Annotated in this window: 23 protein-coding genes and 5 pseudogenes; 14 read left to right on the top strand and 14 right to left on the bottom strand. The window is 62.1% G+C overall.

Annotated features, from left to right (window positions below; all coding sequences use genetic code 11):
• Positions 1-28: 28 nt before the first annotated feature.
• Entirely contained in the window at positions 29-1183 is a 1155-nt protein-coding gene (locus Q9235_RS24070) for a sensor histidine kinase (RefSeq protein ID WP_306224328.1), read from the top strand.
• A gap of 78 nt (positions 1184-1261) precedes the next feature.
• Positions 1262-1591, top strand: a complete 330-nt coding sequence (locus Q9235_RS24065) for a hypothetical protein (RefSeq protein ID WP_306224327.1) — start codon at positions 1262-1264, stop codon at positions 1589-1591.
• 50 nt (positions 1592-1641) lie between these two features.
• Here the strand turns inward: Q9235_RS24065 and Q9235_RS24060 are convergent, their stop codons facing one another.
• From Q9235_RS24060 to Q9235_RS24050, 3 genes are all read right to left on the bottom strand, one after another.
• A complete protein-coding gene (locus tag Q9235_RS24060; RefSeq protein WP_306224326.1) occupies positions 1642-1860 on the bottom strand; it encodes a hypothetical protein in 219 nt (72 codons plus the stop codon).
• 185 nt (positions 1861-2045) lie between these two features.
• On the bottom strand, positions 2046-2615 hold the full coding sequence (locus Q9235_RS24055; RefSeq protein WP_306224325.1) for a general stress protein: 570 nt from the start codon (positions 2613-2615) through the stop codon (positions 2046-2048).
• Positions 2616-2651: 36 nt separating this feature from the next.
• On the bottom strand, positions 2652-2951 hold the full coding sequence (locus Q9235_RS24050; protein ID WP_306224324.1) for a PepSY domain-containing protein: 300 nt from the start codon (positions 2949-2951) through the stop codon (positions 2652-2654).
• Positions 2952-3157: 206 nt separating this feature from the next.
• Between Q9235_RS24050 and Q9235_RS24045 the strand changes: the two genes are divergently transcribed.
• The 3 genes from Q9235_RS24045 to Q9235_RS24035 all read left to right on the top strand — a co-directional run bounded on the left by Q9235_RS24045 (position 3158) and on the right by Q9235_RS24035 (position 4600).
• The gene (locus tag Q9235_RS24045) at positions 3158-3559 is read left to right on the top strand and encodes a response regulator (protein ID WP_306224323.1); all 402 of its coding nucleotides are present in this window, start codon (positions 3158-3160) and stop codon (positions 3557-3559) included.
• Between the two features lie 73 nt (positions 3560-3632).
• Positions 3633-4136 carry a YciE/YciF ferroxidase family protein gene (locus Q9235_RS24040; protein ID WP_306224322.1) on the top strand — a complete coding sequence of 168 codons (504 nt, stop codon included), beginning with the start codon at positions 3633-3635 and terminating at the stop codon, positions 4134-4136.
• A 2-nt stretch (positions 4137-4138) separates the two neighbouring features.
• Positions 4139-4600 carry a DUF3597 domain-containing protein gene (locus tag Q9235_RS24035; RefSeq protein ID WP_306224321.1) on the top strand — a complete coding sequence of 154 codons (462 nt, stop codon included), beginning with the start codon at positions 4139-4141 and terminating at the stop codon, positions 4598-4600.
• A gap of 166 nt (positions 4601-4766) precedes the next feature.
• Here Q9235_RS24035 and Q9235_RS24030 read toward each other — a convergent pair.
• Positions 4767-5418 (bottom strand): annotated as a pseudogene (locus Q9235_RS24030) (SDR family oxidoreductase); the annotation flags it as partial.
• A gap of 115 nt (positions 5419-5533) precedes the next feature.
• On the bottom strand, positions 5534-5950 hold the full coding sequence (locus tag Q9235_RS24025) for a low affinity iron permease family protein (RefSeq protein WP_306224320.1): 417 nt from the start codon (positions 5948-5950) through the stop codon (positions 5534-5536).
• Between the two features lie 42 nt (positions 5951-5992).
• On the opposite strand from Q9235_RS24025, the gene Q9235_RS24020 reads away from it, so the two are divergent.
• Positions 5993-6409 (top strand): low affinity iron permease family protein, encoded by a 417-nt coding sequence (locus Q9235_RS24020; RefSeq protein ID WP_306224319.1) that lies wholly within the window; start codon positions 5993-5995, stop codon positions 6407-6409.
• A gap of 287 nt (positions 6410-6696) precedes the next feature.
• On the opposite strand, the pseudogene Q9235_RS24015 reads toward Q9235_RS24020, so the two are convergent.
• Positions 6697-6987: pseudogene (locus Q9235_RS24015) on the bottom strand (integrase core domain-containing protein); the annotation flags it as partial.
• A gap of 143 nt (positions 6988-7130) precedes the next feature.
• Here Q9235_RS24015 and Q9235_RS24010 point away from each other — a divergent pair.
• Positions 7131-8394 (top strand): annotated as a pseudogene (locus tag Q9235_RS24010) (IS110 family RNA-guided transposase); the annotation flags it as partial.
• Between the two features lie 246 nt (positions 8395-8640).
• On the opposite strand, the pseudogene Q9235_RS24005 reads toward Q9235_RS24010, so the two are convergent.
• Positions 8641-9449: pseudogene (locus Q9235_RS24005) on the bottom strand (IS3 family transposase); the annotation flags it as partial.
• Positions 9450-9899: 450 nt separating this feature from the next.
• Between Q9235_RS24005 and Q9235_RS23995 the strand changes: the two are divergent.
• Positions 9900-10196: a hypothetical protein gene (locus Q9235_RS23995; protein ID WP_306224317.1), complete on the top strand. Its 297-nt coding sequence runs from the start codon at positions 9900-9902 to the stop codon at positions 10194-10196.
• Positions 10180-10530 (top strand): hypothetical protein, encoded by a 351-nt coding sequence (locus tag Q9235_RS23990; RefSeq protein ID WP_306224316.1) that lies wholly within the window; start codon positions 10180-10182, stop codon positions 10528-10530. Before Q9235_RS23995 ends, Q9235_RS23990 begins: the two co-directional genes overlap by 17 nt.
• 15 nt (positions 10531-10545) lie before the next feature.
• Here the strand turns inward: Q9235_RS23990 and Q9235_RS23985 are convergent, their stop codons facing one another.
• The 5 genes from Q9235_RS23985 to Q9235_RS23965 form a co-directional block, all read right to left on the bottom strand.
• Positions 10546-10785 carry a DUF6894 family protein gene (locus tag Q9235_RS23985; protein ID WP_306224315.1) on the bottom strand — a complete coding sequence of 80 codons (240 nt, stop codon included), beginning with the start codon at positions 10783-10785 and terminating at the stop codon, positions 10546-10548.
• A gap of 5 nt (positions 10786-10790) precedes the next feature.
• Positions 10791-11621 carry a Crp/Fnr family transcriptional regulator gene (locus Q9235_RS23980; protein ID WP_306224314.1) on the bottom strand — a complete coding sequence of 277 codons (831 nt, stop codon included), beginning with the start codon at positions 11619-11621 and terminating at the stop codon, positions 10791-10793.
• A gap of 344 nt (positions 11622-11965) precedes the next feature.
• Positions 11966-12475, bottom strand: coding sequence for a ferritin-like domain-containing protein (locus Q9235_RS23975; protein ID WP_306224313.1), 510 nt, complete (start codon positions 12473-12475; stop codon positions 11966-11968).
• 766 nt (positions 12476-13241) lie between these two features.
• Positions 13242-13559: a DUF2934 domain-containing protein gene (locus Q9235_RS23970; protein WP_306224312.1), complete on the bottom strand. Its 318-nt coding sequence runs from the start codon at positions 13557-13559 to the stop codon at positions 13242-13244.
• 19 nt (positions 13560-13578) lie between these two features.
• Positions 13579-13887 carry a DUF982 domain-containing protein gene (locus Q9235_RS23965; protein WP_306224311.1) on the bottom strand — a complete coding sequence of 103 codons (309 nt, stop codon included), beginning with the start codon at positions 13885-13887 and terminating at the stop codon, positions 13579-13581.
• Positions 13888-14079: 192 nt separating this feature from the next.
• Here Q9235_RS23965 and Q9235_RS23960 point away from each other — a divergent pair, with 192 nt between their 5' ends.
• The 3 genes from Q9235_RS23960 to Q9235_RS23950 all read left to right on the top strand — a co-directional run bounded on the left by Q9235_RS23960 (position 14080) and on the right by Q9235_RS23950 (position 15308).
• Positions 14080-14376: a con-10 family general stress protein gene (locus Q9235_RS23960; protein WP_306224310.1), complete on the top strand. Its 297-nt coding sequence runs from the start codon at positions 14080-14082 to the stop codon at positions 14374-14376.
• Positions 14377-14498: 122 nt separating this feature from the next.
• Positions 14499-14882 (top strand): hypothetical protein, encoded by a 384-nt coding sequence (locus Q9235_RS23955; protein ID WP_306224309.1) that lies wholly within the window; start codon positions 14499-14501, stop codon positions 14880-14882.
• A 123-nt stretch (positions 14883-15005) separates the two neighbouring features.
• A complete protein-coding gene (locus Q9235_RS23950) occupies positions 15006-15308 on the top strand; it encodes a hypothetical protein (RefSeq protein ID WP_306224308.1) in 303 nt (100 codons plus the stop codon).
• A 364-nt stretch (positions 15309-15672) separates the two neighbouring features.
• On the opposite strand, the pseudogene Q9235_RS23945 reads toward Q9235_RS23950, so the two are convergent.
• Both Q9235_RS23945 and Q9235_RS23940 read right to left on the bottom strand, forming a co-directional pair.
• Positions 15673-16159, bottom strand: a pseudogene (locus Q9235_RS23945) (YciE/YciF ferroxidase family protein); the annotation flags it as partial.
• Positions 16096-16293 carry a hypothetical protein gene (locus Q9235_RS23940; protein WP_306224307.1) on the bottom strand — a complete coding sequence of 66 codons (198 nt, stop codon included), beginning with the start codon at positions 16291-16293 and terminating at the stop codon, positions 16096-16098. The gene Q9235_RS23940 and the pseudogene Q9235_RS23945, both read right to left, overlap by 64 nt.
• A gap of 160 nt (positions 16294-16453) precedes the next feature.
• Here Q9235_RS23940 and Q9235_RS23935 point away from each other — a divergent pair, with 160 nt between their 5' ends.
• Both Q9235_RS23935 and Q9235_RS23930 read left to right on the top strand, forming a co-directional pair.
• Positions 16454-17563: a YihY/virulence factor BrkB family protein gene (locus tag Q9235_RS23935; protein WP_306224306.1), complete on the top strand. Its 1110-nt coding sequence runs from the start codon at positions 16454-16456 to the stop codon at positions 17561-17563.
• An 83-nt stretch (positions 17564-17646) separates the two neighbouring features.
• The gene (locus tag Q9235_RS23930; protein ID WP_306224305.1) at positions 17647-17907 is read left to right on the top strand and encodes a hypothetical protein; all 261 of its coding nucleotides are present in this window, start codon (positions 17647-17649) and stop codon (positions 17905-17907) included.
• Positions 17908-17909 lie beyond the last annotated feature (2 nt).

Raw genomic sequence — 17909 nt, 5'->3', positions numbered from 1 at the left:
CCCGCCTGTTCCCGCCGCCTGTCTTTCGATGTCGTCGCGTCGCGGGCAGCGTGTTACTGCTACGCTTATGGACATGGGGCACGACGTTGAATTGAACTACGAAGCTCGTGAGTTGAGACGGCTTGCCGCGCTGGCCGACTACGACGTGCTCGATACGCCGTCTGAGCGCGACTTCGACGAAGTCGCGGAGCTCGCCTCGGAGATTTGCGAGACGCCGATCGCGGTCGTGAACCTGATCGCTGAGGGCCGCCAATTCTTCAAGGCCGAGGTCGGCCTCGGCGTGCGCGAGACGCCGCTCGATTCCTCTTTCTGCGCGAAGGCCATCCTCGAAGAGGATTTCCTCGTCGTCCCCGACGCGACCAAGGACCCCCGCTTCGACTGCAACCCGCTCGTTACGGGCGAACCCGGCCTGCGCTTCTATGCCGGGGCCCTGTTGAAATCCCGCGACGGCTATCCGATCGGCACCGTATGCGTGCTCGACTACAAGCCGCGCCCTCTCACCGCGATGCAGGAGAAAACGCTCCGGGTGCTAGCCCGGCAGGTCATGCGGCAACTGGAGCTGCGCCGGACCGTGCGCGAGCGTGACGAGGCGCAGGCGCAGCAGGACATCCTCAACCGTGAGATCCTACACCGCATGAAAAATACGCTCGCGATGGTCCAAGCCATCGCGAACCAAACCCTGCGTGGGGTGACCGAGCAAGAGGCCGTGGAAGCGCTGACCCAGCGGATCGCGGCGCTCGGAACGGCGAGTGACCAGCTCATGAAGGAGAACTGGAGCGCCGCGCCGCTGCGCCGGATCGTTCGTCTGCTGCTGGATCTCCATGGCTACGGCGGCCGCATCGAGACAAGCGGGCCGGACATTGATTTGGGCCCCAAGGCGACGCTCTCGATATCGCTCTTGCTGCACGAACTGGCCACCAACGCCGCCAAGTACGGCTCGCTGTCGGTGCCGGAGGGCTGCGTGACGCTAACCTGGCGAATCGAGGAAGGCGACGAGCCGATGATGGTGATGAATTGGGAGGAGCGCGACGGACCGACGATCGAGGAGCCGAAGTCGCGCAGCTTCGGGACACGCTTGATCCGGCTCGGTCTCGTCGGCAAGGGCGGCGTCGAGAAGAGCTATCCGCCGACCGGCTTCGTGGCGGAGTTCCGGGCTTCCATGGATGACATCCACGCTCTCTAGAGGTGGCGTTCGTTTCTCAGATTCTCGGCTCGGAGAATCGACATCGGTTCAAGTCGAAGCGGTGGACGGAGACGACACATGTCGGGCACGAAGGGCAGATGGGGCAACGGCGACGCGGCCGAGAAGGCCGTCGCCGAGGTCAAGCTGGAGGCTGGCACCGAAGCGGAGCTGCCGACAGTGCGTTCACGATCAGCATCCCGCCGCCGTCGCGGTCCGGAGCGTGGGCTCGTTATCCGGCTGCTCAGGCCCGCCGGTAGCCTCTGCGCGCTCGCTTCAGCAGTCGAGCTGGTCCTCGAAGATCGCGATACGGCAGTCCAGCAGCGATGCGACCGGCAGGGTAGGGTCTGCGACATTGAAGATGGCGTCCAGGGCTATACTGGACGCCAGTCAACCGGGCCGGGAATCTGAGAAACGAAGGGAGGACGCCTCGGCTCCTGAGAGCCGAGGCGAGCCTTGCCTTACTTGTCGTTCTTGTGGCTCTGCTGGCCAGCCTTCACGTGCTGCTCATGGGACCCGCCACGCTGGCCGCCGACCTGGCTGTCGCCCGAGCCGCCTTGAGTCTTCGAGCTGCCATCGTTCTTATGGCTCTGCTCGCCTGCCTTCACATGCTGCTCATGAGAGCCGCCACGCTGGCCGCTGCCGCTCTGGCTTCCGTGGGAACCGCTTTGATTTGCCATAGTCCGCTCCTTTAGATGAGACGGAGACGCTGATCGTCTCGGCGGACTAACGGACCCCGCGCAGCTCTGGCTCCAAAGTCCGCGTGAAGGGTACGGAATGGTACTGAAGCAGGGAGAGCGCTCATCGGCGGCGTACAAGAAAACGGCCCCGGTTCCCCGAGGCCGTCGTTCGCAATGCGGTGCGGTCAGATGACCGACGACGGCGGCACGCGCCCGGTAGCGGTGGCGTCGCGGACGTACGGATCCGCGTTCTCATCGAAGCGGGACCAGCCGCCGGCGCGATAATCGGCTTCACGGGTGGTGCGATCGATCGGCGTCGCGCCGTCGAGGATCGCCTGGACAGTGGCCTCGTGCTCGGGAGCGGTGCGGACGGAGACCACCGAGCCGCCGCGGCGAACCGTCTCGGCATAGTAGTTGGCCTCGTCCTCGTCGTGGCCTTCTTTCACGAAGGAGCCAACCAGGCCGCCGGCAGCGGCACCGGCAACGGCGCCCGCGGCGGTCGAGGCAAGCCAGCCCGCGGCGACGACCGGGCCGATGCCGGGTATGGCGAGCATTCCAAGGCCGGCGAGCAGACCGGCGGCGCCGCCGACGCCCGCGCCGATTCCGGCACCTTCGGACGCGTTGGTCTCGCTGGTGTCGCCGTCGCGGCCGACGACGCTGATGTCGCTGCTCGAAACGCCGGCGGCCTCAAGCCGCTCGACGACGGAGCGGGCGGTGGAGTAGCTGTCGTAGGAGCGGGTGATGGTACGGGTCATTTCGTTCTCCAGTTTGAGGGGTGCAAGCGGCACGGATCAGTTGCGGGTGATGTTGCCGCGGTAGTCGACGGAGACGTTGACCTCCTTGCCCGAGTGCGTAGCCTTGCCCTTCCAGACGCCGTTGTCGTCCTTCTTCAGGGCGCCGACGTTGGAATAGCCGTTGGCTTCCAGCCGGCTCTTGGCCTGGCCTTCGGTGAAGCTGTTGGCTCCCGGGAGCGGGGCGTTCTTGTCCGCGTCGGCCTTCGGAGCGGGCATCGGGGAGGTCGTCGACGTCTGCGCCATGGCACTGAACGAGGTCGCGGAGCCGATCAAGGTGGCGATGAGCAGCTTCTTCATTGGTAGGTCTCCTGTCGTCGGGCGGTCGCGCCGCGGTGCCGTCCAAAACGGCAGGAGTCCTCGATATGTTCCGCGCCTTGTCGCTCCCTCCGCATCGCGAACCGATCCGCTGGCGCGAAAATTCGGTCCGCCGAGTTGCAGCGCATTAGCGGGAACCATTCCATTCCCTCGTAGTTTGCGACCGTTAGACCTTGGGAATTGCGTAGATGTCAGCAGCCGCGTTGTTACTCGTTGTCGAGGACGAGCCCCTCATCCTCATGGAACTGGAAACCGCGCTCGAAGACGCAGGATTCCAGGTTCTCTCCGCTCACGACGCCAAGACGGCGATGAGGCTCTATGGAGAGCGCAGCGCGGATGTCCGGGCCGTGCTGACCGACATCCGGCTCGGGAACGGACCGACGGGCTGGGATGTCGCCCGCCACGCCCGCGAAGCCGTTCCGACGATGCCGGTCGTCTACGTCAGCGGTGACAGCGCAGGCGACTGGGCGGTGCAAGGTGTGCCCAACAGCGTCATGATCCCAAAGCCCTACGCGTTTGCTCAGATCGTCACCGCTGTCTCGACGCTGATGAACGCTCCCGACCAGCTTCTGACGCAGCCGCAGAATTGATCGCGGCGCCGTGAGGAACCGCGCGGAGGATAGCAGGTTGAAAGGCCATTCCACTCTTACCCTGGAGGACCACATGGCCACCGAACCCAAGGCGCTCGAAGACCTGTTCCACGATACCCTCAAGGACGTCTACTACGCCGAGAAGCAAATCCTGAAGACGCTGCCGAAGATGGTCAAGGCGGCCAAGTCGCCCGAGCTGAAGCAGGCGTTCGAACTGCACCGCACCGAGACGGAAGGCCAGATCGAGCGTCTCACCGACGTCTTCGAGATCCTGGGAAAGGCCCCGCGCGGCAAGACCTGCGACGCCATCCTCGGCATCATCGAGGAAGGCAAGGAGATCATGGAGGAGTACGCCGACAGCCCCGCGCTGGACGCCGGCCTCACCGCCGCCGCGCAGGCTGTCGAGCACTACGAGATCTCCCGCTACGGGACGCTCAAGGCCTGGGCCGACCAGCTTGGCCTCAAGGACGCCTCCAAGCTCCTGGCCGAGACCCTCGCCGAGGAAGAGAAGACGGACAAGACGCTGTCCTCGCTCGGCAAGGCGGTCAACGCCGCCGCGACGAAGAAGGCAGCCTGATAGTGGGCATCTTCGACAGCATCAAGAAAGCCATCTTCGGCGAGGCCAAGGCCGACACGGTGGCTGCTCCGACGGCGACTCCCGTTCCAGGCGCCGTTGCCTCGCCTTCGTCCACCTCGACCTCTCCTGCGGCCACACCGGCGGGCACTGCCGCCGGCGAATCGGCGACGGGTGCCGGTCCAGCGCCGATGTGGTCGGCGATGCAGCAGGTCGACGTCGCGCCTATCCTGGACAAGGCCGTGAAGGACAGCGGCCAGCAGCTGAACTGGAAGACGTCCATCGTCGACCTGCTCAAGGCGCTTAAGATCGACAGCAGCCTCACTGCGCGCAAGGAACTGGCGCAGGAGCTCGGCTACACCGGGGACACCAACGACTCCGCGACGATGAACCTCTGGCTCCACAAGGCGGTCATCAAGAAGCTCTCGGAGAACGGCGGGAAGGTCCCGGCCGACCTGCTCGACTGAGCGGATCGCCCGGCCTGGAAAATGGGAAACTCCGGTGCGCCGCGCCGGGGTCTCTTTTTTGTCTGGTGCAGGAGCACGCGCTGCGCATCACTGCGCATCAGCCTTCCATAGCCGCGCGCACTACACTTCGTAACATTCAAGGTTCTCGACGGGCGCAGAGAGCTCGCTTAATAGCGTCAGCTATATCATCCGGTGTGCCGACACGGCCGACCGGCAAGCGGTTGGCCATTCCGGCGAGAATCTCCGCCTTCTTCTCGCCCGCGACCGCCTGCCATATAGGCGTATCGACCCAACCCGGCGAAACTGCATTAACCCGTCTTGGGGCCAGCTCGACGGCAAGCGCCCGGACGAGGCCTTCGAGCGCGGCATTGATGGTGGCGACAACGGTTCCCCGTGCCATCGGGCGGTAGGCCGCAATTCCGGACGTGAACGTCAGCGATCCGCCTGACGTCAGCTTGGGAGCGCCATACTTTGCAAGCAGGATTGGACCTATGACCTTACTTTCGATGGCACGCCGAGTGGCTTCGAGATCAAGGCTTGGAAGCAGCTCGTAGGCGCCAGTGAAATCCGCGGCCGTGCAAACGATGTGACCAAACGCATCGCTGCTTTCGAGCAGCTCCGTCATTTCGCGCTCAGAATGTCCGCCGCGCGGCTGGAGAGAAAAAAGGGGACTCTCCCAAATCGCGCCGCGCTTGATCTAACCGGCCCCTGTCCCGTCCCACGATCAGTATCTGGTTTCCGGCAGCCAGCTGCCGATGCGCTAGCGCGAGCCCCATGCCTGAGCTGCCACCAACGATGAGAACGCGGCGCGGGTTCATTGTGTCATGGGTATCTTCGTTTCCGACCCCACCACTGATCCAGCGTTCCGAAGCGCTTTTGAAGCGGAAATACCCGATGGTCGTACCGGCAACGCCGATAGATGGAATGCGGGGTCTAGCTTCCGGGGCGCGGCTCGTCATGAGCGCGATTGCCTTCGGTTCGCCGGACTTGTTCGATCTCCTCGTCGCTACGCTCTTCCACTCCGATCAGTGAGTTCCGGGCCTGCTCGTGGACCAGGATCAATTCGTCGATCTTAGCTTGAAGGGCGGCTCCATCGCGGTTCTGCGTGGCTTGAAGAATGGGTAACAACAGCAGCGTCACCGTGCTGATCGCAAGGCTCGCGCCTCCGAGAAAGTGATCGCTACCGGAGAGAAACGCTACAAGGCCCAAGACGGATAGCCCGGCCGCGATGAGCAGCATCGCTGGCCGGCCGGCAAAACGGGCGCAGCCAGTCGAGAGGTCATTGAACCATTTCATGGGTGTGTTCCCCGCTTCTTCTTCTCGGAACTCCACAGCACCGAAGCGGTTCATAATGCCGCCGGCCAGCCACAGGGGCCGGGAGCGAGGTGCATCATGTCGAGCAGCGATCCCATCATCCACAAGTCCAACAAAACGTCGTTGTTCACTCGTATGGCGCAAGCCGTTGCAAGCTGGACGGGGAAGCCCATCACGTTTTTCGTGGCTGTCGCGATAATCGTTGTCTGGGCCGCCTCGGGTCCGGTCTTCGGCTTCAATGATACCTGGCAGCTCGTGATCAACACCTCTACGACAATTATCACCTTCCTGATGGTATTCATCATTCAAAACAGCCAGAACCGCGATACTGCGGCCATGCAGATCAAGCTCGACGAGCTTATTATCCGACTTGACGGCGCCCGCGAGGAGCTCCTGGATTTGGAGGAGCTCGATGAGAACGACCTGGTGGTCATTCGCCGCGATTTTTGCAAGCGAGCGTCGGCTGCGCGACGAAAGGCGGACGAAAAGGCGTAACAAGCGCGAACAAATCTATCCGATGCTGGAACAGCCCGACGGCTGCCCGGTTACGGCCGGAGTGGCGGAGGCTGATTATGAAATCGTGCGTATTAGTCGTCGAAGACGACGTCTTTATCCGATTAGACGTGATCGACATCCTCGAAGACGCGGGTTTCGATGTGCTAGAGGCGGGCAACGCCGATGAGGCAATACGTGTTCTTGAAAGCCGCTCTGGTATTGATGCGGTGACCTGAGACCCTTTTCTCCTCCGGTCTGAGGGAGAGTCCTGGGTTTCATTTCTGGCCTCAGGCGGCCTGTTTTTCCAGCATGGATTTGAGGGCGAACTCGGCGGGCGTGAGGTTGCCGAGGGCCGAGTGGGGTCGGTGCCGGTTGTAATCCTCCTTCCATGAGGTGATGGCGCTGCGGGCCTCGACGAGCGTCGAGAACAGCGTGTCGTTGAGGCACTCGTCCCGGAAGCGTCCGTTGAAGCTCTCGACGAAGGCATTCTGCGTCGGCTTGCCGGGAGCGATGTAGTGCCATTCGACGCCGGTATCCTGGCACCAGCGCAGGATCGCCATCGAGGTGAACTCGGTGCCGTAGCACATTGGGAAGGGGCTCAACCGTTGGCTGACGGCGCGCGAAGCCTTGCGTAGCGCAGCGTGCCGTCACGGCGGTCATGGCCGACCAGCAGGTCTCTAAAGTGAGGTTGTCGAGACAACACTTTGGAGCGAGGCCGACCATGACCAAGCGCTTTTCTACTCCCACCGGCGCCGTGCTGGTAGCGATCGACATGTCCAAGCACCGTCAGGAGGTCCTGATCGAACGACCTGAAGGCGGTCGACGCCGGCGGATGACCGTGTTGGCGACCAGGCCGGATTACGACCGCCTGGCTGCTGAGCTTTCCGCGATCGGACGACCGATCCTCGTCGGCTTCGAGGCGACCGGCAACTATCATCGCACGCTCGCTTACCGGCTTCTGACGGCAGGCTTCGAGCTGCGGCTGATCTCCTCGGTCGCGCTGGCCCGAACCCGGGAGGCGCTGCACAACGGTTGGGACAAGAACGATCCCAAGGACGCACAGGTCATCCTGCACATGCTGCGGATCGGCGCGACGCAGGCCTATGTTGACCCGTTGGCCGCCGGCATCAACGATCTCCAGGAGCTGTCGAAGACGCACGAGACGATCTCGAAGGCCAAGACGCAGACGTGGCACCGCATCCTGACGCATTATCTGCCGCTGTACTTTCCGGAGATCGGCCGCTTCGCCGGCAATAGCCGCTCGGATTGGTTCCTGGCGCTGATCGAGCGCTTCCCCACCCCCGGCAGTATCACCGCACTGGAGCGGGAAGCGTTTTCGGCCGAGGCCTGGCCTCTGGTCGGCCGCAAGGTCTCCAAGGCGCGGCTGATCAACGATATCTACGAGACGGCCTGCTCATCGATTGCATTGCCCGTGCCGGAGGAGAGCACCGCGATCACGATGTTCCGGATGATCATTGCCCAAGCGCGGGGCCTGATCCGGGAGCGCAACCGGATCGAGGAGATCGCGCAGGTTACGCTGGCCGATCATCACGATTACCAGTTGCTGCGGCGGATTCCGGGAATCGGGCCGATCAACGCTCTGACAATCCTTGCCGAGGCCGGAGACTTGCGACGGTTCGGCCACCACCGCCAGTTCCTGAAGTTTTGCGGCCTCGACCTCGCTACCTGCCAATCCGGCACATTCCGCGGTCGGACCAAGCTGTCGAAGTACGGCAATGCCCGCCTGCGCCGAACGTTCTGGATGGCGGCGCAGGTTGCCGCACGCCAATGTGACAACAGCTTCCGCGACAAACTCAGCCGCTATGTTGCCGGCCACGCGGACGATGCCGATCGCCGTCGCAAGGCGATGACCGCGCTCACCGCCAAGATGGCGCGGGTGGCGCATGCCGTCGTCAAGACGGGGACAGAATACCGGCCGTTCCTGGAGCGGTCGGATGCCAGGTGGAAGGACCCCTCTCTGCAAGTGCCGTGAGGGCGCCGGAGGCGACCCTGTAGATAATGTTCGGGCCTTCCACCTGGGTGCGTATCTCGTCTTGAGGACGGTGAGGACCACGGCCGCATCAATGCCGCTGGATCCTGTGTTTGCTATGGCTGGGAGCGATCCCGTTGACGGTGGAAACCATCTGGATCAGCTTACTGCCGACGTCGGCGATCTGCCGGCGCGATGAGACCTGTTGGCCAAAGCCCAAAGCTGCTTCCTGACATAGGACGTTGTCGGAGACGATCGTCCCCGGCCGACCGCGCAGGCGAATGACGCCATCCAGTTCGCGAGCCACGCGCAGGCCCGAGAGTGAGGTGTCGGCGACGAGTGCCAGGCACTCGCGCGTATAGTCGTCGACGATGGCGAGCACCCTGAAGCGGCGACCGTCCGAGATCGTGTCGGACAGAAAATCAAGGCTCCAGCGTGCGTTGGCCCGATCAGGCACCAGCATAGGCCTGCGCGTGCCCAGTGCCCGTTTGCGGCCGCCACGCCGGCGCACCTGCAACTTCTCCTCGCGATAGAGCCGTCGCAGCTTCTTCTGGTTCATCACGATGCCTTGGCGGTCCAGCATGATGTGGATCCTGCGATAGCCGAACCGCCGGCGCTCCGCCGCCACGGCCTTCATCGCCTCGCGCAACAGGGCATCGTCCGGCCGGGTGCTCATGTAGCGCACCGTCGAGCGGTCGATCGTCAAGGCCAGGCACGCCCGACGCTGGCTCACTGCATGCACCGTGCAAGCATGAGCCACCGCCTTCCGCTTCGCATCGGGCGTCACCATTTTTTTGCGGCGACATCCTTCAGGATCGCGTTGTCGAGCATCTGTTCGGCCAGCAGCTTCTTGAGGCGGGCGTTCTCATCCTCGAGGGTCTTCAGCCGGCGCGCATCAGACACGTCCATCCCGCCATACTTCGCCTTGAACTTGTAGAAGGTCGCCGAGGAGATGCCATGCTTGCGGCAGACATCCGCCGTCGCAGCTCCGGCCTCCTGCTCCTTCAGCATCCCAATAATCTGCTCTTCCGTGAATCGTGAGCGCCGCATCGTCCGTCTCCGTGAGTGACGGACTCTACTCAAATCTGGAGGAAGATCAGGGGCTCAGATCAGCGGTTCTGACCGATATCGAAATGCCGGGATCCATGGATGGAATCCGTCTCGCTCATGTTGTGAGAGACCGGTGGCCGCCTGTCCACCTAGTTGTGGCTTCCGGACACGAGCTTCCTCCAACGAGCCAGCTTCCCGACGGCGCTCGCTTCCTAAGCAAGCCTTTCCGACCGCGCGAGATCGCGAAAGCGCTTCGCGCGTAGAGCTAACACAGAAGCGAAGTCGCGCAGACATGACTTTGGAAGCGAGCGGAAAGGTCACCTACCGCGGCCGCTTTCCTTCGATACCGACGACCGGAACTAACTCGACGCGCCGGTGCCTATTTGCTACCTCACGGAACAGATAGAGCGTCTGTATCGTTTGGCGACATTAAGTCGGAAAAATTCCATCATGCAGGTGCTAACGGTATGCCGTTATGATGCCGGTTGGGCGTTCCGTGATGTGACGGGCGAAGCCTATGGCCGGTCTCCTGACATCAGGAATGCCTACGAGGCAGCCCAGAAAATGGCTCGTAACATCGGTGCCCGTATCGAGTTTTCGAAAGAGGCCGAGATCCACTATCAGGCCGTAATGGCCGCCCCCGCTATTGACTCGGGCGGCGACCCTTCGCCTAATCCCCCCATCGCTTTGAGCGTGCGATTAGCACGGTTCTTTGGTTGGGGCAGGAGCGATGAAACCCACAGTTGAGGCTTATACGGTTGCGTTGCCCTGGTATGAGCGCGAGGACTACCAGCGCCTCTGGGAACTCGCCCATGACCATGATGAAATGCCAGGCGACTACGAGGTTTGGCACGCCGCTGCGTTGCACGTCATAAACGCGTGGCTCGCTCGCGGCAGGGCGCTCCAGATCGTCACGATCAAGCCCGAAGAATTTCTGTCGTGGCTGGAGGAGGAAGGCTTGCAAAACACTGCTGCTGCACGGCTCAAATATGTTGAGGGCAAGGCGGTCGGAGCGGGCAGTGAGACTGGTGGTCTGGGCGTAGCGGCGGACCCGTGCGTGCGATTCAATTCCGATGCGTAGCTTTACGTTGGTCGCTTAACCTGCTTCCTGCAAAGCAACCATCGTGCAGGCTGCCGAGAAGACGATGCTGCCAAGCTCGTTTCTGACCGAGACCGTCACTTTTCCAACCCGGCCCGAGTAGCTCATATCTCGCACGATATCCCCTAGGCCGCGCTTGGCCTCGGCCGCGGCAGCGCGGTCATTTGGAAGATCCATGCCCTCCTCGTCGACCACCGAAAAGTCCGGGTCCTTTGTGTCGAAGTAGTAGTGCGGCATGCCGCCTATACGTCTGACCCGGTCCGTCGTTTCAAACTCAGATAGCTTGGTTCGAAACCGCACATTTCGGCCAACTGCTCTCTTGCGAGGGTTACGTGCTGGCCTTGCCAGTTGACCAGCCCTGTTTTGCGGAGCGCTTGGAGGCTACGGTTCATGTGGACCGCAGACAGGCCCAGCAGATCGCCAAGCGTGGCCTGCGAGATTGGCAGTTCGAAGGAAACATCGTCCGCGAACCCCTGTGACTTTATCCTCGCATGCTGCTCACACAGGAAATGGGCCAACCGGTATTGAGCCTGACGCCGAGCCATTGAGGCCAGCCAGTTTCGCTGGATTGCGGCGTCGACAGCGATGAGCCGCCAGAGCAATCGGTTAATGTTCGGATGGAGAATCGACTCGGTGATATCGTGGTGCGGTACGAAGGCGACGGCTACGTCGGTGAGCGCAACGACGTCGTGCTCAAGCTGGTTCAGCAGGTAGGCGTGGAGGTCGACAAAATCCCCTCGAATGTAGATGCCGACCATTTGGCGAGCGCCTCGCGGCAGCACCATCTCGCGGCTAGCGGTGCCCTTCAGAACAAAGCAGCTGTCTTGCGGGCCAGTACAGCCCCGGACGACCTTCTCGCCCCTTTGAACTTGTGCGCGCGATACCTGAACGCCCCGATCGCGGCTTGCTCTATTGCGCTGAGCGGGCCGTGGAGAGCAAGGGTTGCGAGCAGAATCTTGGCGGGCAATTCGAATGACATTGGACGCTGGCGCCCCTCCAGGCGCCGTAGGCCCCGAGTTCCAGATTGCGCTCGCCTGAGTTTGACTGGCGAACGGCTCGGAAAGTTGGGCCACCGTAAGAAAAGCCCGGCGCCGCTAAGCGGGCCGGGCCTCTCACCTGGGCGAACGCACGCTGGGCAGCGACGGGCTCAACCCGGCAAGCTTGGTCGTCAGTCGAAGTAATCGCTTCCCCAGCCGCCGCCAGTCGGGGCGGGCAAGAAATTGTCATTGACGGCCCTACGCTTGTAACAGGCGGGCCGCCTCATTATACGCTTCGATGATCCGCCACAGAGCATCGGTCTGCGCGGCCGTTCGCCCGGTTCTACCAAGGCGCCGGATTGCTTCATCCCGCGCTCGTCTGTTGCCGCAGCTCAGCCATTGCTGCATCGCTCCGCCTCCTGCCGCTCGCAGCGCGGACATCAGCGTTTAGCGCTAGCATCGTCGCGCTCATCAAGGGAAAGGAACCTCTGGGTGACTGGCCCGAGGTTCTCGCCGAGCCACGTTGCCATTGCGGTTTCCTCGTTGAGGATGCGCTGGCAAACGGCGACCGTCTCTACGTCTCCGCAGGCCTCAGCTGTCGCGATGAGAACCTCGTAGGCCGCAATCTCCATGTGCTCGAACGTGTAGCTCGCCATCGAGCCCTTAATGACCTCGTCATCCATGACGGCGCCGCCGAGCCCTTGGCCCATCGCGGCGAACCGGCCCATCAGGTCCTTGAGGGTCGAGATGTCACCGCCGCGTCGCTCGATGCAGGACTGAAGCATATCCGCTTGCCGCCGAGTCTCAGCCAGATGCTCCTCTATCTTCTGCTTCAGCTCGGGGTAGCTAACGATACGGCTGGCCTGCGCTGACAGCATGGCCTCCGCTTGCTTCTCCATAGCGTGAGCGTCGCGAAGCCACTGAAGCAGTCGGTCCTCTTTGGTCGTCATGGATTCCTCCTCTGATATCGCCCCGCAACACCTCCCGCTGTCGTTAAGTTCCAAAATGAATCGGAACTCACGGCTGCTGGGCGTTAGGCGAGTCTCGCGATGTAACCAGTGGTAGGTCTAATGTCGCTTAGCCGCCTCCGCACTGCGAGCAGAGCGCGAATTTTTCATCCGACATCGGTTTTCGCGACACTTGACGATCATTCGCCGGCCCCTGAGCTTCGAATCCGTCGGCCCATCAACAGCACGAGTTCCCGGATGGTTCGGCATTGCTGCATCGCTTCGTCCGGCATCATGTCGCAATCAAACTCGCGTTCGACCGCATTGCCGATCAATGTGAGGTCGTCGATCGTGAACCCGATCTCGTCGCCTTCGCATGCGAATCCAAAAACTCGGGTTTGATCACACCTTCCGCTGCGATGATCTCAAGCAAGCGGACAACCAAACCCTCAGGGTCGCCGCCCGTCCACTTTTCTTCGCTATTGTCTGACATCAGGTCGCTCGGGATGACCGCAGGCATACAAGGCGTGGCCAATACGAGCCTTTAGCGCTCGCTTGAGCACAGCCACTACCGCATGAAGAACCAAAGGAGGATGATGATCGGGATCGGCACGCCGACGAGCCACAGAAGGATGGAACGCCCTTATGAACGGTACCAAGGCAACGCTCAGAATTTCACGAAGGTTCCTGGCGCTATGTTCATTAGCGAGCTTCGAACTCGCTGACCTTTGGCCACTGCAGCTACGCCGTATGCATTGAGGAAGGTCCGTCACGCGGGTTTGCTGCGGCGCCGCGGAGCTTTAACCGGGCCGTTCCGATCGCTCAACGCGGGGGCGACCGCCTGCCCTTCGATTGAGAATGGGGGCTCGCCCGCCTCAGGCCCGGCGAAAGCTTCATACCCACGCGCAACCGCTGGCCCGGGCATTAGCGTCGGGTCGTCGCTCGAAGCTGCCAACTCACGCTTAGCGAGGATTTCCCGTGCCGCATCCCAATGGCGGAGTTCGGCACCTAAAGGCCGACCGTCACCTTCCCATAGCTCGTAAGCAATAGTGCGCAGTTGGGCTTCTCGGTCGCGCTCGTCAGTCATTTCTTGCTCCGAATCCGTCCTACGCCGTCACTGCCAGCCGATTGCCCGAGCCTGCCGTTTGCTGGCGGGGGACTTCCAGCAAGGCTGGGGCAAGGATGTCGTTCTGGTCGCACCAAGAAGCGAAGAGCGCGCGCGCCAGACGGAGATCTCCGTCGCCGCGGATGGATGCCAGGCAGGTCTCCATGACGAACCGATGGGAGGCGTCCTGTTTGCAAACGCGCCAGTCGGCCAGAAACATGTAGGCTTCCATGCTGGACGAAACGGTCGTGGGATGGCCGAGGCCTGTCAAAATGATAACGGGCTGTTCGAAACGTTCCGCAATTGCCATTGCCAGTTCCTCCAACTACACGGCGGCCGCGGTGCTAACGAGCCTCGATGGCTGGAGTTCCCGAAAGTTGAAACCGGCATCGGACGGTGCGGAAGCGCACCGAAGTTAGAGAACTCGAACTGCTCTTCTCCCCGCCGTTCGATTGACGAGCCCTCGGGTTCATTCCTGAAATAGAGCGAACGGAGGTTTGCCATGGCAAACAATAATGACAAGCGCGGCTTTGACTCCATGGACGACGACAATCAGCGCGATATCGCCTCCAAGGGCGGCCAGAGCGTACCTGCCGAGAAGCGCAGCTTCTCCCAGGATCACGCCCTCGCTGCTGAGGCGGGACGGAAGGGTGGCGAGAACAGCCACGGCGGCAACAATCAGCAGCAGGCCAGCAGCGGTGACCGTGGCCAGCGGGGTGGCGAGCGCGGCGGCTCCGGCAACTTCGCCAATGACCGTGAACGCGCCTCCGATGCTGGCAGGAAAGGCGGGCGGAAATAATCTGCGACGGCCGCCGCGCGTTGCTGGGGCGGCCTGCCCGCCGTCCGCGGGTTTCGATCCTAAAACACGAGCTTACTCGGAGGATCGCCATGGCGGAGCGACCGGGAATTGAGGAGCGGTCCGTGGCTGCGGCGGCCCTAGCCGGACGCGATCGCGACGTTTCACTCGGCGGCAAGGCTCGCGAGCTTGCGGAGAAACACACCTCCGAAGAGCTGCGCGAAATGGCAACTTCGGAAGCCGCCGCAGAAGCGAGACGGAATAGCGCGGTTTTCGGAGTAAAACATGATCTACTGCTAGGGATGAGCCCGAAACCTGATTATTTCCGGGCATCGCGTCGCCACCGGCGAACCTTTGAAAACAGTGCCGACGTTCGCCGAAATCAAGTGGTCCTGATACAGTTTAGATGGCTTGGTCGGCTACCCGGACCGGGGCTGATTCGGTCAATCAACTATTTCCACGCCGAACCCGCGCTTTCGAGGCTCGTCCCGTTTCGATTGCTCGACTGAGCGAGGCACCTCTTGCTTACGCTCAGGTGGTGGGCTCCCACGCGCTTGGTATGGCTTAGGAATGCTCTATCATACCAGGCGCAAGCTGATTGATCGAGCCGACCTGGTGCTTTAGGGGCGGCGATGGAGGAACAACAGCACATCTACGTGGTTGCGAGCCAAACAGGAGAATCCGCCATGGGGAAAGACCAGCCTGAGGCTCTCGCGACCTTTGCAGCCAGTGCCCGCAACCACGGGCAGAAGCCCAAAGATATTGGCCTTCACGCCACGGACGAAACCAAGGCCATTCCAACCGATCCGAAGAGAAAAGCCGATGCTGCGACGAAGGTCCTTCGTGAGGGCGTCCTGCATGAGGACCAAGGCGCCGACGAGGCAGTCGATACGCTTCCTGATCGGACTCGAGACGCCGCTAAGCGTGACAAGTAAGAAGAGGGTGCGCCATGAGGCATGGAAACGGAAACCCAATGACGCCCGAGCAAGAGGCGGACATCCGATCGCGCGAGCCGGCGAAGAAAGACGCCGCTGGCCAGTATGCGGCATCTCAGGCCGAACCGAATGCCGGCGGCCTTGTAAGCGCGAACCCTGTCGTCCTATCCGGCGACGGCGACGCTACGCCGGGCAATGGGCATGGGCGGGACCGGGACGATGAAGGGTCTAAGTCGGGATAACGGTATCAAGCTACCCTTAAGCGCACCGGGATTGGTCCTGCCGTGCGCCGATTCGAAAGACATTCCTGCCCGCCACGCGGGCTCAAGCGAAGTCAGCTCATCTAGGGATTACGGCGTATTCGTTAGGCAGCGCTCTTGGCCTGAGCCTTGCTATTGGCTGAAGCCGTTCCGATCTGCGACAGCAGCTTGTCCGTCTTGGTTTGCTCCGCCAGCGTCTGATATAGCAGGGCAACGGCATCCTTCGGGCCGAGCTGCTGCGCCCACGCCTTCAATGTACCATAGCGTGCTCATAATGCTCGACCGCTTGCGCGGCGGCGACGAGGCCCGCGCCCAAGGCGGGTGCTGCCTCGAACTCGTCCATGATGCTCTTGCCTTCCTCGATGATGCCCAGGATGGCATCGCAGATCTTGGCGCGCGGCGCCTTCCCGACGATTTCGAACACTTTGGTCAGCCGCTCGACATGGCCTCCGTTTCGTCGCGATGCATCTCGAAGGCCTTCCTCACCTCGGGCGAAGTCGCGGCTTTCGCCATCTTCGGGAGCGCCTTCAGGATCTGCTTTTCGGCGTAATAAACAGGTCGTCCAGGGTCTTGAGCTCGGTCGCCATAGGTGCCTCCTGCACATCTATGATCGCGATCAGCTTGGCGATTAGGCCAGCGCTAAAGGCGGCGGCTAGGAAGACACCCGAATAGTCGATCGCGATGCCGCAGGCTTTGGGCGTGCCGAACACCTGCTGGATTGCCACAAACGGTCTAGCTACGCGGGCACAAAGCGAACTGGCCCGAGCAGGGTGAGCCGTCGCAGCTGCTGCGCTGATCGTCGCGGCTGGAACTGCGCGACTCTTCGCATTCCTTCCTGCAACCTTTCCCGCGCGCCCCGGGTTACAGATCTTTGGGGCGAGGCACGTGCGCATTCCATTTCTTGTTAAGCAGGCGTCGTTCTCGGCCCTGGCCGGTTTGGCGGCATCGCTAGCGGCCGTACAGCTGTACTCGCTCCTCGCGGACCGTCCTCGCACAGGCACCGGGCGTGTCAGCTCCGCCGCTACTGATGGAGCTGATGCCGACGCGCCTACCGAAATCCCCTCGTCGGGCTGGCGCGATATCTTCTTGCGGACATATGGCGAAGTCGGCAGGGACAGGGTGCTCGCGGTCGCGGCCGGTGTGACCTTCTACGGGCTGCTTGCGATTTTCCCAGCGATTGCGGCCTTCGTATCGCTGTACGGTCTGGTAGCCGATCCGGGAACAGTCGCTGAGCAGCTCTCGGCAGCAGACGGCATGCTTCCTGGTGGCGCGATCGAGGTCGTGCGCGATCAGATCATGCGCATCTCGACGGGAAACGAGACCAAGCTCGGCTTCGCTTTCGTCATCGGTCTAGGGCTATCGGCGTGGAGTGCGAATGCAGGAGTGAAAGCTGTCTTCGACGCGCTCAACGTCGCCTATGGCGAAGAGGAGAAGCGCAGCTTCATCCGACTAAACCTGACCTCGCTCGTTTTCACGCTCGGCATTCTTGTGTTCGCCGTGCTTGCAATCGGCGCGGTGGCCGCCATCCCTGTCGTCCTTGATTACCTCTACCTTGGAGGCGTCGCGGAATGGCTGATATGGCTCGGCCGGTGGCCCGTCTTGGTCGCCATCATGATGATCGGGCTAGCGGCGCTGTACCGCTTCGGGCCGAGCCGTGACGATGCCCAATGGAAATGGGTCAGCCCCGGAGCAATTTTCGCAAGCGTCGCGTGGTTGCTCGGATCGGTTCTGTTCTCTTGGTATGTCGCCAGCTTCGAGGATTACAACAAAACGTACGGCGCGCTTGGCGCCGTGATCGCTCTCCTAATGTGGATGTGGTTGTCAGCGACGATCATTTTGGTCGGTGCCGAACTGAATTCTGAAGCCGAGCGTCAGACCCTCCGCGACACCACCAAAGGCTCACCGCGACCAATCGGGCTTCGCGGCGCAGACGCTGCTGACAACAAGTCCGGTGGCGACCGCCGGTCGGATAGAAACCAGTCCACTCAACGGTGATGCGGCGAACGCGGAAACCCAGGAACCGTTGGCGCAGGTGCCCGTTGAAAGCTCATCATAACTGCAAGCTTTAGGAGCGCACGATGGCAGATGAGAACGAATTCGGCCAGACAGGTGGCGATGGCAAGCGCTCGCAAATGCAGGCAGCCCAAGCCGCAGCGAGCGAAGTTTCCGAAAACCTTAAATCGGTTGGCATCGACACGGATCGCATGACGGAGGCAGCAGGTGAACAGGTCAGCGAGCTGCAGAGCTTGCTGATGGCCGAAATCAGAGCCCAGCCGCTACGCGCCCTTGCCTGGGCTGCGGCGGCCGGAGTGATCTTCGGCTTCTGGGCGGCGAAATAGGC

The sequence above is a fragment of the Bosea beijingensis genome (assembly GCF_030758975.1).
GTDB lineage: Bacteria > Pseudomonadota > Alphaproteobacteria > Rhizobiales > Beijerinckiaceae > Allobosea > Allobosea beijingensis.
The sequence above is the reverse complement of the archived record's forward strand: the minus strand, read 5'-3'. Positions and strand labels throughout refer to the sequence as shown.

Bases quoted from the DNA above. Each gene is read 5' to 3' on its own strand.
- Q9235_RS24070 (WP_306224328.1), top strand. From the start codon at position 29: ATGTCGTCGCGTCGCGGGCAGCGTGTTACTGCTACGCTTATGGACATG.
- Q9235_RS24065 (WP_306224327.1), top strand. From the start codon at position 1,262: ATGTCGGGCACGAAGGGCAGATGGGGCAACGGCGACGCGGCCGAGAAG.
- Q9235_RS24060 (WP_306224326.1), bottom strand. From the start codon at position 1,860: ATGGCAAATCAAAGCGGTTCCCACGGAAGCCAGAGCGGCAGCGGCCAG.
- Q9235_RS24055 (WP_306224325.1), bottom strand. From the start codon at position 2,615: ATGACCCGTACCATCACCCGCTCCTACGACAGCTACTCCACCGCCCGC.
- Q9235_RS24050 (WP_306224324.1), bottom strand. From the start codon at position 2,951: ATGAAGAAGCTGCTCATCGCCACCTTGATCGGCTCCGCGACCTCGTTC.
- Q9235_RS24045 (WP_306224323.1), top strand. From the start codon at position 3,158: ATGTCAGCAGCCGCGTTGTTACTCGTTGTCGAGGACGAGCCCCTCATC.
- Q9235_RS24040 (WP_306224322.1), top strand. From the start codon at position 3,633: ATGGCCACCGAACCCAAGGCGCTCGAAGACCTGTTCCACGATACCCTC.
- Q9235_RS24025 (WP_306224320.1), bottom strand. From the start codon at position 5,950: ATGAACCGCTTCGGTGCTGTGGAGTTCCGAGAAGAAGAAGCGGGGAAC.
- Q9235_RS24020 (WP_306224319.1), top strand. From the start codon at position 5,993: ATGTCGAGCAGCGATCCCATCATCCACAAGTCCAACAAAACGTCGTTG.
- Q9235_RS23995 (WP_306224317.1), top strand. From the start codon at position 9,900: ATGCAGGTGCTAACGGTATGCCGTTATGATGCCGGTTGGGCGTTCCGT.
- Q9235_RS23990 (WP_306224316.1), top strand. From the start codon at position 10,180: ATGAAACCCACAGTTGAGGCTTATACGGTTGCGTTGCCCTGGTATGAG.
- Q9235_RS23985 (WP_306224315.1), bottom strand. From the start codon at position 10,785: ATGCCGCACTACTACTTCGACACAAAGGACCCGGACTTTTCGGTGGTC.
- Q9235_RS23975 (WP_306224313.1), bottom strand. From the start codon at position 12,475: ATGACGACCAAAGAGGACCGACTGCTTCAGTGGCTTCGCGACGCTCAC.
- Q9235_RS23970 (WP_306224312.1), bottom strand. From the start codon at position 13,559: ATGACTGACGAGCGCGACCGAGAAGCCCAACTGCGCACTATTGCTTAC.
- Q9235_RS23965 (WP_306224311.1), bottom strand. From the start codon at position 13,887: ATGGCAATTGCGGAACGTTTCGAACAGCCCGTTATCATTTTGACAGGC.
- Q9235_RS23960 (WP_306224310.1), top strand. From the start codon at position 14,080: ATGGCAAACAATAATGACAAGCGCGGCTTTGACTCCATGGACGACGAC.
- Q9235_RS23950 (WP_306224308.1), top strand. From the start codon at position 15,006: ATGGAGGAACAACAGCACATCTACGTGGTTGCGAGCCAAACAGGAGAA.
- Q9235_RS23930 (WP_306224305.1), top strand. From the start codon at position 17,647: ATGGCAGATGAGAACGAATTCGGCCAGACAGGTGGCGATGGCAAGCGC.